At 72.0% G+C, this 17,715-nt stretch carries 6 protein-coding genes and 2 pseudogenes; 7 read left to right on the top strand and 1 reads right to left on the bottom strand.

Features of this window, described 5'->3' with window-relative positions; all coding sequences use genetic code 11:
- The first annotated feature begins 302 nt into the window (after positions 1 to 302).
- The 6 genes and pseudogenes from ACWEPF_RS37485 to ACWEPF_RS37460 all read left to right on the top strand — a co-directional run.
- Complete coding sequence (locus ACWEPF_RS37485) at positions 303 to 518, top strand: MbtH family protein (RefSeq protein ID WP_452176150.1); 216 nt, start codon at positions 303 to 305, stop codon at positions 516 to 518.
- Positions 519 to 633: 115 nt separating this feature from the next.
- Positions 634 to 2,415 carry a fatty acyl-AMP ligase gene (locus ACWEPF_RS37480; protein ID WP_452176149.1) on the top strand — a complete coding sequence of 594 codons (1,782 nt, stop codon included), beginning with the start codon at positions 634 to 636 and terminating at the stop codon, positions 2,413 to 2,415.
- Entirely contained in the window at positions 2,412 to 4,175 is a 1,764-nt protein-coding gene (locus ACWEPF_RS37475; RefSeq protein ID WP_452176148.1) for an acyl-CoA dehydrogenase family protein, read from the top strand. The genes ACWEPF_RS37480 and ACWEPF_RS37475 overlap by 4 nt, the downstream gene beginning before the upstream one ends.
- Positions 4,172 to 5,848, top strand: coding sequence for an acyl-CoA dehydrogenase (locus ACWEPF_RS37470; RefSeq protein WP_452176147.1), 1,677 nt, complete (start codon positions 4,172 to 4,174; stop codon positions 5,846 to 5,848). The genes ACWEPF_RS37475 and ACWEPF_RS37470 overlap by 4 nt, the downstream gene beginning before the upstream one ends.
- A 14-nt stretch (positions 5,849 to 5,862) precedes the next feature.
- Positions 5,863 to 6,147: an acyl carrier protein gene (locus ACWEPF_RS37465; protein WP_452176146.1), complete on the top strand. Its 285-nt coding sequence runs from the start codon at positions 5,863 to 5,865 to the stop codon at positions 6,145 to 6,147.
- Positions 6,148 to 6,221: 74 nt separating this feature from the next.
- Positions 6,222 to 9,332 (top strand): annotated as a pseudogene (locus ACWEPF_RS37460) (amino acid adenylation domain-containing protein); the annotation flags it as partial.
- Here ACWEPF_RS37460 and ACWEPF_RS37455 read toward each other — a convergent pair.
- Positions 9,297 to 9,617: a hypothetical protein gene (locus ACWEPF_RS37455; RefSeq protein WP_452176145.1), complete on the bottom strand. Its 321-nt coding sequence runs from the start codon at positions 9,615 to 9,617 to the stop codon at positions 9,297 to 9,299. The pseudogene ACWEPF_RS37460 and the gene ACWEPF_RS37455 overlap by 36 nt on opposite strands.
- On the opposite strand from ACWEPF_RS37455, the pseudogene ACWEPF_RS37450 reads away from it, so the two are divergent.
- Positions 9,558 to 17,715: pseudogene (locus tag ACWEPF_RS37450) on the top strand (amino acid adenylation domain-containing protein); the annotation flags it as partial. The gene ACWEPF_RS37455 and the pseudogene ACWEPF_RS37450 sit on opposite strands and share 60 nt — an antisense overlap.

Below are 17,715 nucleotides of genomic sequence, written 5' to 3'. Positions count from 1 at the left end.
CGCGGATCCGCTCGACCGCGTACTCGTCCGAGGCCCCCGGCGGGAGCTCCCGGTCCTCGGTCCGGTCGAGGCCGGCCCGGCGCCAGACCTCCTCGGAACACCCTGATCGGACCCCCTGTGAACGGTCGCGACGGTGTTCGTTCAGTGGCGGACTGATCACTTCTTCACAGCCGGTGGCTAGGGCATAGTGGTCCGCGGCCCCGCCGTGACGATCCCCATGCCGACGAATCCTCGTCGATGTCGAAGGGAACTCGCCGGGAATCGGGGCCCCTCCGTACTCATTCCCGTGAAAGGGCAGCGTAGTGGCGAATCCATTCGATGATCCCGATGCCGCTTACCTCGTGCTCGTCAACGCCGAGGGCCAGCATTCGCTCTGGCCGGCCTACGTGGACATCCCCGAGGGCTGGGACAAGGTGTTCGGGGAGGCTGGCCGTCAGGAGTGCCTCGACCACATCGAGGAGGCGTGGACCGACATGCGGCCCAAGAGCCTGATCGCGGTGATGGAGAACAACAACTAGCACCGCTTGCGGGCCGCCTGCCGAGGGCCCTGCCCCCCGCTGGGGCAGGGCCCGCAGCGGCGCGTCACCGGCCGACCACCACTGCTTGACGAAGTGTCAGTCCCAGGGGGAAATTATGGCTTTCGACCTCTCCGGCTACCAGAGCCTGGGCGAGGCCTTCGCAGCGCGAGTCGCCCTTCACCCGGAGAAGACCGCGCTCACCATCTTCCGTGGCCGCGCCGAGTCGGTGCACGAGAGCCTCACATACGGGGAACTCTCCCGGCGGGTGGGCCTGCGGGCGGCCGCGCTGGCCGAACGGCTGGCCACCGGTGAGCGGGTGCTCATCGCCCTGCCTACGTGCGCCGAGTTCGTCGAGCTGTACCTCGCCTGCCTGATGGCCGGGGTCGTCGCGGTACCGGCCCCGCCGGCCACCGGCTCCTCCAGTGCCGCGCAGCGAGTCGCCGCCATCGCCCAGGACTGCGCACCCGCCCTCGTGTACACCACGGAGGGTGACCGCGAGACCGTTGCGGAGCGGCTGAAGGCCCAGGGGCTGGGCGACGTCGCCGTCGAGGCTGCTTCTCCCGCCGGGCCCGGCTCCACGCCGCTTCTGCCGCCGGCCGAGCGCGGCGTCGGCCGGGACTCGCTCGCCGTCCTGCAGTACAGCTCCGGATCGACCGGCACCCCCAAGGGCGTGATGCTCGCCCACCGGAACATCCTGGCCAACATCGCCGGCGTCAACAGCGTCGGGGGCCTTGGCGGTGAGGACTCCTACGGCAGCTGGATGCCGCTCCACCACGACTTCGGCCTCTTCATCCAGCTCAGCTGCGCGCTCCTCTACGGCGCGCCCACCGTGCTGATGCCGCCGTCCGACTTCGCCCGGCGGCCCGCGGAGTGGTTCAACCTGATGGACGAGTTCCGCACCACCGCCACCTCCGCCCCGAACTTCGCCTACGACCTCGCCACCCGCCTGGTCACCGACGAGCAGCTCGTCGGCCTCGACCTCTCCGCGCTGCGCTTCGCCTGCAACGGCTCCGAGCCGATCCACGCGCCCACCATGGCCGCCTTCGCCAAGCGCTTCGCTCACATCGGCCTGCGGCCCGAGGCGCTCACCTCCGGCTACGGCATGGCCGAGGTCACCGTCTACGTCTCCAGCACCCCGATCCCCGAGCAGCAGACCGTGCTGGTGGCCGACCCGCACCGCCTGCAGGACGCTGCCCGCCCGGAGCTGGTCGCGACCACCAGCGGCGAGGGCAAGGAGATCGTCGGCGTCGGCGTGCCCCGGATCCTCGAGACCCGGATCGTCGACCCGACGACCCGGCAGGCGCTGCCGGACGGCTCTGTCGGCGAGGTCTGGCTGCGCGGGGAGAGCGTCGCTCCCGGCTACTGGAACAAGCCAGAGCTCAACGAGCAGGTCTTCCGCGCCCTCCTTGCCGACGAGGCGGACACCGGCGCCGGCTGGCTGCGTACCGGCGACCTGGGCGGCTTCGTCGACGGCGAGCTGTTCATCACCGGCCGGCTCAAGGAGGTCCTGATCGTGCGGGGCCGTAACCTCTACCCGCACGACCTGGAGCACGAGGCGCGCCTCGCTCATCCGGCCCTGGAGGGCTTCGTCGGCGCCGCCTTCGGTGTCGACGCGCCCGACGAGCGGGTCGTGCTCGTGCACGAGGTCGGGCCGAAGGTCCCCGCCGAGGAGCTGCCCGCTGTCGCCGCGACCGTCTCTCGTCGGCTCGCCGCCGCCTTCGGCGTCCCCATCCGCAACGTGCTGCTGGTGCGCCGCGGCACGGTGCGCCGCACCACCAGTGGCAAGATCCAGCGCGCCGCGATGCGCGAGCGTTTCCTTGCCGGCCAGGTCGAGGCGCTCCACGCCGAGCTGGAGCCCGACGTGCGCGCGCTGGCGACGGCGGTCGATGCCGCGTGACACCCACCCGACCGGTGACGGGGCCGCCCACGGCGGGGGAGTCCGCCCTCGAGGCCGCCATGGGCGACCTGGGCGAGGGCCTGCGGCGCAGCGCCGAGCTTGACGCGGCGGAGCAGTTCCCTTCTGAACTCTGCTCCCGGCTCGACGAGTTCGGGCTGTCCGCGTACTACGTGCCGACCGGCTGGGGTGGGCGCCTCGACGACCACGAGGAGTTGCTCCGCCTGGTGCGCGGCGTTGCCCGCCGTGACCTCGGTGCCGCCATCGCCCACGCCAAGACCTACCTGGGTGCCGCCTGTGTCTGGGTGGCTGGTGACCCGGAGCAGGCCAAGGCCACCGCGGCCGCCGTCATGGACGGCACGCCCGTCGCCTGGGCGCTCACCGAGCCGGAGCACGGCGCCGACCTGCTCGCCAACTCCCTCACCGCCACCGCGCAGCCCGACGGCTACCGGTTGGACGGGGTCAAGTGGCCGATCAACAACGCCACCCGGTCCGGCCGGCTCACCGTGCTGGCCCGCACCGGCGAGGCCGGAAGCGCCCGCGGCCACAGCCTCTTCCTGGTCGACAAGGCTGCCCTGTCAAGCGGCAGTTGGCACACCCTGCCGAAGGCGGCCACCCACGGCATCCGCGGCATCGACATCTCCGGCATCTCCTTCGACGGCGCGCTGCTCGACCCAGGCACGCTGATCGGCGCCGAGGGCACCGGTCTTGAGACGGTGCTGCGCGCACTTCAGCTCACCCGCACCATGTGTGCCGCGCTCTCGCTCGGCGCCGGCGAGCAGGCACTGCGGCTGACCGCGCGCTTCACCTCCGAGCGCGTCATCCAGAAGCGCCCGCTTGCCCAACGCCCCTACCCCACCTCGATCCTGGCTCGGTGTGCGGCCCTGCTCGCCGCTGCAGAGGCGGCCTCGCTGGCCGGCAGCCGCTCGATCCATGCGCTCACCGCCGAGATGGCCGTGACGTCCGCCGTGGTCAAGGCGCTCGCCCCGACCCTGGTCGACGCCGCGCTCGGCGAGCTGGCCGAACTGCTCGGCGCGCGTTCCTTCCTCACCGATGTCTACGAGTACGGTGCCTTCCAGAAGCTCTGGCGCGACCACCAGATAGTCGCGGTCTTCGACGGCAGCACACCCGTCAACCGCGCCGCCCTGATCCGTCAGTTCCCCCGCCTGGTACGCGGGTTCGCCGCCGGCGCCGTCGACCAACCGGGGCTTGCCGAGACCGTCATCGCCGGCGGGCCGCTGCGGCCCCTGGACCACGACGCCCTCACCTTGCTCTCCCGTCAGGGCTGCAGCCTCGTCCAGTCCCTGCCGACGCTCGCGGAGACGATCGGTGCCGGGCCCGCCCACCCCGGGCTGGTCGAGCACGCCACTGAACTGAGTGCCCTCGCCGGGCGGCTGCACACCGCGATGGCCGAGGTGCCCCCGGCGTCGCGACCGGCGATGGCGGGCTACGAACTGGCAGCCGCCTACGAGCTCTGCTACGCCGGGGCGGCCAGCTTGCATCTCTGGGCGGCCGGCGAGGCCGAGCACGCCGGTCGGCCGCTCTGGGCGGAAGGCCTCTGGGCCCGGGCCGCCCTGCGCGCCCTGCGGGTCAGGCTCGCCGAGGTGCTGCGCACCCCGAGGCCGGGTCTCGCGCCCGGAGACGAGCTGATCGACGAGGCATTGGCACGGGTGATCGGTGAGGCCGCCGCCACCGGTGCCCCCGTCACCCCGTTCGGGGCGGCGCAGGCCGTACCCGCCACAGGGAACGAGGACCACCGATGAGTGGCGAGGACCTGGAGAAGCTGCTCGGCGACCCGCGCGAAGCGGGCAACCCGGTCGGCTATGCCGCCCTGCTGGCCGCCGACGAGCGGCAGGAGATGTCCGCCGAGGGCGAGCACCTGCTCGACGGTTACGGCATGAACGCCGAGTTCGTGCCCGCCGCATACGGCGGCCGACTCACCCGAGCCGACCGGCTGGCGGACGTCCAGCGGGCGTTGTGGCGGCGCGACCCGAGCCTGGGCCTGGGCTACGGGTTCAGCTCGTTGCTCGCTTCGGTCAACATCTGGACCACCGGCAGCGAGGACCAGCGCGCCCAGGCGGCGGGCATCCTGCTGGGCAACGGCCGGATCGCCGCTGCGTTCCACGAGCTTGACCACGGCAACGACTTCGCGAGCGCCGGATGCACTGCCCGGCCGAACGGTGCGGGCTGGCTGATGGACGGGCGCAAGGAGATCGTCACCAACCTGCGCCGCGCCGACGCCATGGTGGTCTTCGCTCGCACCGGCGAGGCCGCCGGTAGCCGCAGCCACAGCCAGTTCTTCGTGCGGCGCAGCGACCTGCCGGTCGACAGGCTGCAGGATCTGCCGCGCTTCCCCAGCTCCGGCATGCGCGGCGTGCAGCTCGGCGGCCTGCGGTTCAACGACTGCCCGATGCCCGCCGGCGCCATGCTCGGCAGGCCGGGCCAGGGCATGGAGATCGCCCTGCGCTCCTACCAGCTCACCCGGGCGGTGCTGCCGGCGGTGATCATCGGGCCGCTCGACACGGCGCTGCGCCTGGTGCTGCAGTACGTTCTCGAGCGCCGGCTCTACGGCGCCACCGTCGCCGACCTGCCGTACGTTCGGGCCATCGTCGCCCGGGCCTTCGCGGACCTGCTTGCCGTCGACGCCTTCTCGGGGGTGGGCCTGCGGGCCCTGCACCTGCTGCCGGACGCGATGGGCGTCTACGCGCCGGCCGCGAAGTACCTGACCTCGCGGATCGTGCTGGACGCTTTCGATGACCTGCGCTCGGTGCTCGGTGCACAGTCCTACCTGCGGCAGGGCCCGTACGCGATGTTCCAGAAGCTGGCCCGGGACACCGCGCCGGCCACCTTCGCGCACATCTCGCGCAGCGCCTGCCTGGTGACGATCCTGCCGCAGCTGCCCCGGCTGGCCCGACGGTCTTGGCCGGCCGGGACGCCCGCCCCGGCAGAGCTGTTCGACCTCGGTGCGCCGCTGGAGCCGCTGGACCTCGGGCGGCTCGCCCCGGGCCTGCCCTCCGGTGACGCCATCGTCGCCACGCTGGCCGAGATCGCCGACAGCGAGCCGGCCGACACCCTGGCGGGCCGCTTCGCCCGGCGGTTGCGGGCCGAGGTGGCCGAGCTCGGCGAGAGTTGCGCCGCACTGGCTCCCACCGACCTGACCATCGGCGCCGCGCCGGCCGCTGTCGCCCTCGCCGACCGCTACACGGTGGTGCTCGCCGCCTCGTCCGTGCTGGCGGTGTGGCGTCGGGGTGCCGGCCGCCACCCGCAGGCCGCGCTGCCCGTCGTCCTCGACCGGTTGACCGCGCGCCTCGGTGGCGCTCCGGTGCTCGACGCGGCCGAACGCGAGAGTGCCGAGGAGCAGTTGTTCGAGCTGGCCGTTCGGCGCTACCAGGATTGCCGCCTCTTCGATCTGACTGAACGTCACATCGCAGGATGAGAAAGGTACTTCAGATGCCCCAGACCGACCCGGCGAACACCGACTGGACGCCCGAGGCCATCCAGGCCTGGCTGACCGGACGCATCGCCCACTTCCTCGAAATGCCGGACAGCGAGATCGACCCGGACATCCCGCTCGCCGAGTACGGGCTGGAGTCGCTGTACGCCTTCGCGCTCAGCGGCGAGATCGAGGACACCCTCGGCCTCGCTGTCGAACCCACCCTGGTGTGGGACGTCGACACCGTCAACGCGCTGACCGCCCACCTCTGCGGCCTCTGGGCCGAACGGGCCGCGCTCTAAAGGGTGTCCAACCGCCGGACGGAGAGTCCGGCACCAGCTTCTGACCTCTGTGCGAGTGATCGAGGGATACGGGAATGGGTGCGTCCGAACAGGGACCTTGGGAACTGATGTCCGGCCAGCTCGGCGTCTGGTACGCGCAACAGCTCGCGCCCGACAGCCCGGCCTACAACATCGGCGAGTACACGGAGATCCGCGGCGAGCTCGACGCGGACCTCTTCCTGCGCGCGCTGCGCCGCACGCTGGAGGAGGCCGGCACCTACCGGCTGCGCTTCCGGGTGGAGGACGGCGCTCCGCACCAGTACCTCGGCGACGTCGCCGAGCTGCCCGTCCACGTCGCCGATCTCAGCGCGGAGCCGGACCCGAGGGCGGCTGCCGAGGCGTGGATCCGTGCCGACCTGGACCGCCCGGTGGACCTCACCAGCGGCCCGCTCAGTGGTCATGCCCTCTTCCGGCTCGATGCGGACCGCTTCCTCTGGTACCAGCGGGCCCACCACATCCTCTTGGACGGCAACGGCCTCTCGCTGTTCGCCGGCCGCCTCGCCCGGGTCTACGCCGTCCTCGGCCGCGGCGGCGATCCGGACCAGGACGCCCTCGGCCCGGTCTCCGCGCTCATCGACACCGACCGTGCCTACCGCGCCTCCGAGGCCATCGGGCGCGACCGGCGGTTCTGGATCGATGCCTTCGCCGACCATGTCGAGGCGGACGGCGCCGACGCTGCCCAGGCCCGTCCCGCGATCCGGCCGATGGTGCACCGCGAGGACGTCGACGCGGAGGCCACCGGCGCCCTGCGGGCCGTTGCCAAGCGGCTGCGGATCAGCTTCGCCGCCCTGATGCTCACCGCCGCCGCCGTCTACCACCATCGCGCAACCGGGGCCCGCGACATCGTGCTCGGCGTCTCCGTCAACGGCCGCACCAGCATGCGTGAACTCGGCATCCCAGGCATGACGTCGAACATCATGCCGATCCGGCTCCGGGTGCACCCCGGCATGTCCCTCGACGAACTCGCCCGGCAGACCCAGCGCGCCGTCCACGACGGCCTGCGGCACCAGCGCTACCAGTACCGCGACCTCCTGGGGGACCTGCGGCGGGTCGGCGGTGCCCCGCTGTACGACCTGATCGTCAACGTGATGAGCGGCGACCACCAGGTGCGCTTCGGCGACTGTGAGGTCGTGCGGACCGGCCTTTCCAGCGGGCCCGCCGAGGACCTGAAGATCGACCTGCTCGGCCAGTACGCCGACGGCGGGCTGCGCACCGTCATCGAGATGAACCGCGAACGGCACGCGTCGACCGCAGCCGAGGAGGTCTGCCAGCGCTTCCTGGTCGTCCTGGACTGGCTCGTCGGCGCCATCCCTGGCGTGTCCTTCGGCCGGATCGACCTGCTGGACGCGGCCGAACGCCGTCTCGTCCTGGAAACCTGGAACGACACCGTGGTCGCCGGCCCGGTCGTGCCCGTACCTGAGCTCTTCGCCGAGCAGGTCGCCCGCACCCCCGACGCGGTCGCCTTGGTCGCCGACGACGTACGACTCAGCTACGCCGAGCTCGACACCCGGGCCAACCGGCTGGCGCACTACCTGCGCGGTCTCGGTGCCGGCCCGGAGAGCGTCGTCGGCCTCTGCCTGCCGCGCGGTGCCGAGATGATCACCGCGATCCTCGCCACCTGGAAGGCCGGCGCCGCCTATGTGCCGGTGGACCCGGAGTACCCGGCCGAGCGGATCGCCTACATGCTCGCGGACAGCCGGGCCGTGGCCCTGATCGGCTCCGAGGAGGTCTTCGACGACCTGCCCGCCGGGCGGCTGCGCACCATCGCGATCGACAGCCCGCTGGCCGCCGCCGCCATCGCCGCTCAGCCGGCCGAGGCCCCGGACGCCACGGTGCTGCCGGACGGCCTCGCGTACGTCATCTACACCTCCGGCACGACGGGCAAGCCCAAGGGCGTCACCGTCACCCACCGGGGCCTGGCCAACTACGTGTTCTGCGTGCCCGCCCTGGTCGGCTTCGGCGTCCCCGGCGCCCGGTACGCGCTTCTCCAGGCGCAGGCGACCGACCTCGGCAACACTGTGGTCTTCGCCAGCCTCGCCACCGGCGGTACCCTGCACGTGCTCGACCGGCAGGCCGTCACCGACCCGCGCGCCGTGGCCGGTTACCTGGCCGGGAACCGTATCGACTTCCTCAAGGTCGTTCCCTCACACCTGGCCGCGCTGGGTTCCTCGTTGGGCAGCCTGTCCGACCTGCTGCCTGCCAAGGGTTTGGTGCTCGGCGGCGAGGCAGCGTCCACTGCCTGGGTGGAGGAGCTGCTTGCGGCGGCGGGGGAGCGCCCGGTCTTCAACCACTACGGGCCGACCGAAGCCACCATCGGCGTGGTCGCCGGCCGACTCGACACCGCCGCGCTGGCCCACGGCGCGGTGCCGCTGGGCCGGCCGGTCGGCAACACCCTGACCTACGTGCTCGACGACGGGCTCTCTCCGGTCGCCCCCGGGACCCCCGGTGAGCTGTACGTGGCCGGTGCGCAACTGGCCCGAGGCTACGCAGGTCGGGCCGCGTTGACCTCTGAGCGGTTCGTGGCCTGCCCGTTCAAGCCCGGCGAGCGGATGTACCGTACCGGCGATCGGGTCAAGTGGACGGCGGATGGCCGGCTGGTCTTCCTCGGCCGGGCCGACGAGCAGGTCAAGATCCACGGCTACCGGATCGAGCCCGGTGAGGTGCAGGCTGCGGTCGCCGCCCACCCCGGCGTCGCCCAGGCGGTGGTGACGGTCCGCGAGGACACCCCCGGTACCCGCCGCCTCATCGCCTACGTGGTGCCCGCAGACCGGGACCCGGACGGCGGCGTGGACACCGAGGCGGTCCGCCGCTTCGTCGGTGACCGGTTGCCCGAACACATGGTGCCCTCGGCGGTGGTCGTCCTCGATGCCTTGCCGCTGACTGCCAGCGGCAAGGTCGACCGGGCCGCGCTGCCCGCTCCGGACTTCGCCGGCGGCGCCGGCCGGGGCCGTGCGCCGCGCAACACCCAGGAGGAGCTGCTCTGCCAGGCCTTCGCCGAGATCCTCGAACTACCCGCGATCGGCGTCGACGACGACTTCTTCGCCCTCGGCGGCAACTCGTTGCTCGCGGTTTCGCTGGTGGAGCGTCTGAGGATGCGCGGGGTCGCGCTCTCAGTGCCGACGCTGTTCCGTACGCCGACCCCGGCGCAGCTCGCCGAGGTCGCCGGGCCGGAACTCGTCCCTGTCCCGGAGAACCGGATCCCGGCCGGCGCTCGGCTGATCACGCCTGACATGCTGCCGCTGGTCGAGCTGGACGCCGAGGGGATCGAACGCGTCCTGGAGCACATCGACGGCGGGGCCGCCAACCTCGCTGACGTGTACCCCCTGGCGCCGCTGCAGGAGGGGATCTTCTTCCACCACCTGATGGCGGGCACGGGCAGCGGTGACGTCGGCATCTTGCCGGTCGTCTTCGAGGCGGACTCGCGTGCGCACCTCGATGGCTTCGTCGCGGCCCTGCAGCAGGTCGTCGACCGCAACGCTGTCTACCGGACCGCGATCGTCTGGCAGGGTCTACGCGAGCCGGTGCAGGCCGTGGCCCGCCATGTCTCGCTGCCGGTTCACGAGGTCACCCTGCGCCCGGCCGGCCAGGGTGCCGGTCCGGTGGAGCAGCTGCTCGCCGCGGGCGCCGAGCCGATGGATCTGGGCCGCGCACCACTGCTTCGGGCGCACATCGCAGCCCGGCCCGAGGATGGGCGCTGGCTGCTGCTGCTCTGCATGCACCAGATGGTGCGTGACCACACCACGCTGGAGCAGCTGCTCGGCGAGGTCCGCGCGATCATGGCGGGCCTCGGCGACCAGCTGCCGGAGCCGCTGCCGTTCCGCGACTTCGTGGCGCAGGCCCGACTCGGCACGCCCCGCGAGGAGCACGAGCGCTACTTCACCGGCCTGCTCGGCGACGTCACCGAGCCGACCGCCCCCTACGGCCTGCTGGACGTGCACGGCAACGGCGAGACCGTCGCCAGCACTCAGCAGTCACTGGACAAGGAACTGGCAGTGCGAATCAGGGAGGTGGCGCGCGCGCGAGGTGTCAGCCCGGCGACGATCTTCCACCTCGCCTGGGGTCGGGTGCTCGCCACCGTTTCGGACCGCTCCGACGTTGTCTTCGGCACCGTCCTCTTCGGGCGGATGAACGCCGGCGCCGGCTCCAACCGGGTGTTCGGCCCGTTCATCAACACGCTGCCGGTACGAGTGCGTCTGGACGGGGCCGGGACCGGCGAGGCGCTGGACGCGATGCGCCGACAGCTCGCCGAGCTGCTCGCCCACGAACACGCTCCGCTCGCGCTCGCCCAGCGGGCCAGCGGAGTGCCCAGCCGGACCCCGCTGTTCACCTCGATCTTCAACTACCGCTACAACCAGCTCGACGGGGGCACCGGGACAGGGATCGACGGCATCCGCGCCCTGTTCTACCGCGAGCGCACCAACTACCCGCTGACCGTCTCCGTCGACGACCTCGGCGACGGCTTCTCGGTGACCGTCGACGCGATGGCCCCGGCTGACCCCGACCGGATCCACCCGCTGGTGCGGACCTGCCTGGACCACCTGGTCGCGGCGCTGGAGGCTGAACCGGCATTGCCGCTGAGTGCGGTGGAGGTGCTGGATGCCGAGGAGCGGCGTCGGGTGCTGACCGAGTGGAACGACACTGCCGTTCCGGTTGCGTCCGCGACATTGCCGGAGCTGTTCGTGGCGCAGGTGGGCCGGACCCCGGATGCGGTGGCGGTGGTCTTCGAGGGTGCGGAGCTCACCTACGCGGAGCTGGACACCCGTGCCGACCGCTTGGCCCGGCTGCTGGCCGGTCAGGGTGTGGGGCCGGAGTCGGTGGTGGCGGTCTGTCTGGAGCGTGGCATCGACCTGGTCGTCGCCCTGCTTGCGGTGGTCAAGGCCGGCGGCGCCTATCTGCCCGTCGACCCTGACTACCCGGCCGAGCGGATCGGATTCCTCCTGGCCGACGCCCGCCCGGCCTGCCTGCTGACCGGCACCGGCCTGCGCGAGCGACTGGCCGGGCAGGTCGGCGTCGTGCCGGTGCTGCTCGTCGACGAGCCCGAGGGTGCTGAGGCGGACCCGGTACCGGCCGCGCCCAGGCACCCCGCGTACGTCATCTACACCTCCGGCTCGACGGGCCGTCCGAAGGGCGTGGTCGTCGCACACGAGGGGATCGTGAACCGTCTGGAGTGGATGCAGCGGGAGTACGAACTCGGCCTCTCGGACCGGGTGCTGCAGAAGACGCCGTTCGGCTTCGACGTGTCGGTCTGGGAGTTCTTCTGGCCGCTGCTGCGCGGCGCCGCCCTGGTGGTGGCCCGCCCCGGCGGGCACCAGGACCCGGCATACCTCGCGCAGCTCGTCCAGGACACGGGTGTCACCGTCAGCCACTTCGTGCCGTCCATGCTGGAGGCCTTCGTCCGGGAATCCTCCGCTGCCGCCTGCACCGGCCTGCGTGCCGTCTTCTGCAGCGGCGAGGCGCTCCCGGCCGGACTGCGGAACAGGTTCCTCGAGCTGCTCGACGTCCCGCTGTACAACCTCTACGGGCCCACCGAGGCTTCGGTCGACGTCACGGCGGCGCGGTGCGCCACCGCGGACGGTCCGCTGGTGCCGATCGGCACTCCGGTGGCCAACACCCGCACCTACGTGCTGGACGACGCCCTGCACCCCGTCCCGGCCGGCGTCGCCGGCGAGCTCTACCTGACCGGCGTGCAGCTGGCCCGTGGCTACATCGGGCGGCCAGGCCTGACGGCGGAGCGCTTCGTCGCCTCACCGTTCGGCCCGGCCGGGAGCCGGATGTACCGCACTGGCGACCGCGTGCGATGGAGCGGGGACGGGCGGCTGGAGTACCTCGGCCGCACCGACGACCAGGTCAAGATCCGCGGCCTACGTGTCGAGCCCGGCGAGATCGCCACCACCCTGGCCGCCCACCCGTCTGTCGCCCAGGCCGCCGTGACCGTCCGCGAGATCACCCCCGGCGACCAGCGCCTCGTCGGCTATGTCGTACCGACCGGCCAGGACGCCTACACGGCTGAACTGCCGATCCTGCTCCGCGAGTTCGCGGCGACCACGCTCCCGGCGTACATGGTCCCGGCCGCCGTCGTGGTGCTCCCGGCTCTGCCGGTCACCGCCAACGGCAAGCTCGACCGCGCAGCCCTGCCCGCTCCGGACTTCGCCGCCACCGCGGGCAGCGGGCGACCGCCGGCCGACGCGAACGAAGAACTCATGTGCCAGGCCTTCGCCTACGTGCTCGGGCTGCCTGCCGTCGGACCCGAGGACGACTTCTTCGCCCTCGGTGGCCACTCCCTCCTGGCGACCCAACTCGCCAGCCGGGTCTGGGCCGTGTCCGGCATGGAACTGCAGGTCCGCCAACTGTTCCAAACCCCGACGCCGGCCGGGCTCGCAGCCTGGCTCGGAAACCAAGTCGTCAGTCCCAGGAAAGCCAGGCCCATGCTGCGGCCGATGCGCAAGCAAGAGGAGTCCCGATGATCCCCCTGTCGTTCGCCCAGCGGCGGTTGTGGTTCCTGTGGCAGGTCGAAGGCCCCAGCGCGACCTACAACATCCCGCTGATCGCCCGGCTCTCCGGCCAGCTGGACCGCGCGGCCCTCGCCGCCGCCTTGCGGGACGTGATCGGCCGGCACGAGGCGATGCGCACCGTGTACCCCGCGCCGGACGGCGAGCCGTACCAGCGGATCCTCGAACTGGACGAGCTGGACTGGGAGTTGGCCGTGGTCGACGGCGACCGGCTCGCCGGCGACGGCTCCGGCACGCCCGTTGCCGACCTGGCCGAGGACCTCCCGGCGTTCGACGACACCCCCGCCGGTCTCGCCGACGCGGTGGCCCGTGCCGCCGGCCACGCCTTCGACCTCGCGAGCGAGATCCCGGTCCGCGCCTGGCTGTTCGCCACCGCCCCCGAGGAGCACGTCCTCGTCCTGGTCGCCCACCACATCGCCGTCGACGGCTGGTCGATCGGCCCGCTCATGCGCGACCTCTCCACCGCCTACACGGCCCGCCGCACCGGCACCGTGCCGGGCTGGGACGAGCTGGAGGTGCAGTACGCGGACTACACCCTCTGGCAGCGCGAACTCCTCGGCGAGGAGGACGATCCCGAGAGCGTGCAGGCCCGTCAGGTCGAGTACTGGCGGAAGGCCCTGGCGGGCGCCCCCGAGGAGCTGGAGCTGCCCACGGCGCGCCCGCGTCCGGCAGTCGCCGGCCACCGCGGCCACACGGTCCCCCTGGACGCCCCCGCAGACCTGCACGACCGGCTGCTGAGCCTGGCCAAGGAACGTGGCGTCACGCTGTTCATGGTGCTGCACGCCGCCCTCGCGGTGACCCTCTCCCGGCTCGGCGCCGGCACCGATGTCCCGATCGGCTCCGCCGTCTCCGGGCGCACCGACAAGGCACTTGACGAGATGGTCGGGTGCTTCGTCAACACCCTCGTCATCCGTACCGACCTGACCGGCGACCCCACCTTCGCCGAGCTGCTGGGGCGGGTCCGCGAGGTCGGTCTCGACGCGCTGGCCCACCAGGAGGTGCCGTTCGAGCGCCTTGTCGAGGAGCTCGCCCCCACCCGCTCGCTGGCGCGCCACCCGCTCTTCCAGGTCGTGCTGACCGTGCAGAACCTCGGGTCCGTCCTGGACCTGCCCGAGCTGCGCATCGAGGTCCTCTCCACCGGCCGAAGCGCGGCCAAGTTCGACCTCGACGTCATGGTCGGCGAGGCCTTCGACGGCGATGGCGCTCCCGCCGGCATTCAGGGCGTACTCAAGGCCGCCGCCGACCTGTTCGACTCCGAGATGGTCGAGCGGATCGCCGCAGGGCTGCTCCAGGTCCTCGAGGCCATGGCCGCCGACCCCGACCGCCCGTTGAGTGCCGTGCCGCTGCTGGACGAGGCCGAGCACCGGTTGGTCGTCCAGGAGTGGAACGACACCGCCGCCGCCGTACCCGCGGCCACTGCGGTCGAGCTCTTCGAGGCGCAGGTCGGCCGGACTCCCGACGCTGCGGCCGTTGTCGCCGCCGGTGCTCGGATCACCTACGCCGAGCTCGACGAGCGGGCCAACCGGCTCGCGCACTACCTGATCGCCCAGGGCGTCGGCCCGGAGACCGTCGTCGGCCTCGCCCTGCCGCGCGGCGTCGAGACCATCACCTCGATCCTCGCGATCTGGAAGGCCGGCGCCGGCTACCTGCCCGTTGACCCGGAGCAGCCCGCCGACCGGATGACGTTCATGCTCCGCGACAGCCGCGCGGTGTTGCTCCTCACCGACGAGGAGACCCTCGACGACATGCCGGCCGGCAAGGTCCGCTTCGTCACCCTCGACGGCACCCTGATGGCCACCCACCTCGCGCTCGCCGCGACGACCGCTCCACAGGTTCCGGTCGGCCCCGACGGCCTCGCCTACGTCATCTACACCTCCGGCTCCACCGGAAAGCCCAAGGGCGTCGCTGCTACCCACGGCGGTCTGGCCAACTACCTCGCGAGCGTGCCCGGCCGTCTTGGCCTCGGCGCGACCGGCGACCGCTACGCGCTCCTCCAGGCCCAGGCCACCGACCTCGGCAACACGATGGTCTTCACCAGCCTGACCACTGGTGGCGAGCTGCACATCCTCGACGCCGACGCCGTCACCGACCCGCTCGCGGTGTCCGACTACCTGACCGAGAACCGGATCGACCACCTCAAGGCCGTCCCCTCCCACCTGGCCGCGCTCACCTCGGGCGGCTCGGTCAGCGGGGTGCTGCCCGCGGGCTCCCTCGTTCTCGGCGGCGAGGCCGCCTCCTCTGCGCTGGTCGCCGACCTGCTGGCGGCCGCCGACGGGCGCGGGGTCTTCAACCACTACGGCCCGACCGAGGCCACCATCGGCGTCGCCACCACCCGGCTGACCCCAGAGCTGATCGCGGACGGCCCGGTCCCGGTCGGTACGCCGATCGGCAACACCCGCCTCTACGTGCTCGACGCGACGCTGCGCCCGGTCCCCGCCGGGGTCGCGGGCGAGCTGTACATCGCCGGCGACGGTCTGGCCCGCGGCTACGTCCGCCGTCCCGACCTGACCGCCGAGCGCTTCGTGGCCTCGCCGTTCGGCCCGGCGGGGAGCCGGATGTACCGCACCGGCGACCGTGCCCGCTGGACCACCGGCGGCCAGCTGGTCTTCCTCGGTCGCGCCGACGAGCAGGTGAAGATCCGCGGTTTCCGGGTCGAGCCCGGCGAGATCCAGGCCGCGCTCGTCGCCCACCCCGAGGTTGCCGGGGCAGCCGTCATCGCGCACGCCTCTACACCCGGCGACCAGCGTCTCGTCGCCTACGTCGTGCCGACCGACCCCGACGACTACGACGAGCCGGAGCTGGCCGCCGACGTCCGCAAGTTCGCCGCCAAGCGGCTGCCCGAGCACATGGTCCCCACCGTCGTCGTGGTGCTCGATGCGCTGCCGCTGACCGGCAACGGGAAGCTGGATCGCAAGGCGTTGCCCGCTCCGGATTACGCGGCGGGGGCGTCCGCCCGTGGTCGTGGCCCGTCCAGTGTGCGTGAGGAGGTGCTGTGCGCGGGCTTCGCGGAGGTGTTGGGCCTGGAGTCGGTTGGTGTGGACGATGACTTCTTCGCGCTTGGCGGGCATTCGCTGCTTGCGGTGCGCCTGGTGGAGTGGCTGCGGGTGCGGGGGGCCTCCGTTTCGGTGAAGGCTCTGTTCCAGACTCCGACTCCTGCGGGCCTTGCGGCCGTCGCCGGCACCGAGACTGTCGAGGTGCCGCCGAACCTGATTCCCGAGGGTGCGCTGGCCATCACCCCGCAGATGCTGCCGCTGGTCGACCTCGACGCGGCCGCCATCGGGCGCATCGTCGCCACCGTGACGGGCGGTGCCGCTAACCTCGCCGACGTCTACCCGCCCGCGCCCGTCCAGGAAGGCATGCTCTTCCACCACCTCATGGCGGGTGAGGACGAGCGCGACGTCTACGTGCTCCCGACCGTTCTGGAGTTCGACACCCGCGAGCGGCTGGATGGTTTCCTGGGGGCTTTGCAGCGGGTGGTGGATCGGCATGACATCTACCGCACGGCGATTGTGTGGGAGCAGTTGCCGGAGCCTGTTCAGGTGGTGTGGCGTCGGGCTGGCCTGCCGGTGACGGAGGTCGTGCTGGATGCGGCCGGTCCGGATCCGGTGGACCAACTGCTTGCGGCCGCCGGCTGGTCGATGGACCTGAGCCGGGCCCCGCTCATGGACCTCCACATCGCCGCCGAACCCGGCGGTGACACCTGGCTGGCCCTGCTGCGAATCCACCAGATGGTGCGCGACCACACCTCCCTGGAGGTGCTGCTCACCGAGGTCCGCGAGATCGTGGCCGGCCGCGGCGACCAGCTGCCGGAGCCGCTTCCGTTCCGCGACTTCGTGGCGCAGGCCCGCCTCAGCGCCTCCCGTGAGGAGCACGAGCGCTACTTCGCAGGGCTGCTCGGGGACGTCACTGAGGTCACCGCGCCGTACGGGCTCACCGACGTCTTCAGCGATGGCATGGCCGCCGCGCAGGCGCAGCTGTCGATGGACGCCGAACTGGTCGAGCGGCTGCGCCAGGTGGCTCGGGCGGTGGGCGTCAGCCCGGCGACCGTTTTTCATCTGGCGTGGGCCCGGGTTCTGGCAGCCGTCTCCGGTCGCTCGGACGTGGTCTTCGGGACTGTGCTCTTCGGGCGGATGAACGCCGGCGCCGGTGCAGACCGGGCCCAAGGCGTCTTCATCAACACGCTGCCGGTCCGGGTCCGGATCGACGGCACCGGGGTGCTGGAGGCGCTGGGCGGGGTGCGCCGTCAGTTGGCCGAACTGCTCGTCCACGAGCACGCCCCACTGGTTGTCGCGCAGAAGGCCAGCGGGATCGCGGGCCGCAACCCGCGCCTGTTCACCTCGCTGTTCAATTACCGGCACAACGAGGTCCCCGTCAAGGAAACTGGGACCGGGCTCGACGGCGTCGGGATCCGCTACATCTGGGCGCGGACCAACTACCCGCTGTCCGTCTCAGTCGACGACAACGGCGATGGCATCCGTCTGACCGTCGATGCGGTTGCTCCGGCTGACCCGCGGGCGGTGGGCCGGCTTCTGCGGAGTGTTGTCGAGAGTCTGGTGCCGGCGTTGGAGGCGGCGGGTGAGGGTGGTGCGGATCTGCCGTTGAGTGCGGTGGATGTGCTGGACGCTGATGAGCGTGGCCGGGTGCTCGCTGAGTGGAATGACTCGGCGGTGGAGGTTGTCCCGGTTACGTTGCCGGAGTTGTTCGGGGTGCAGGTGGCGCGGACTCCGGATGCGGTGGCGGTGGTGGCTGAGGGTGTCGAGCTGTCCTATGCGGAGTTGGATGTGCGTGCCAACCGGCTCGCTCGGCTGCTGGCCGGCCGGGGTGTGGGGCCGGAGTCGGTGGTGGCGGTCTGCATGGAGCGTGGCATCGATCTGGTGGTGGCGATGCTCGCTGTGGTCAAGGCGGGTGGTGCTTATCTGCCGGTGGATCCTGAGTATCCGGTGGAGCGGATCGCTTTCACGCTGGCGGATGCCGGTGCGGTGATGGTCCTGACCTCGACGGGGTGCGTGGCGAGCCTGCC

Source organism: Kitasatospora sp. NPDC004289 (assembly GCF_053602875.1).
Note: the sequence above shows the minus strand (reverse complement) of the source record. Positions and strands in the feature narration are given on the sequence as shown.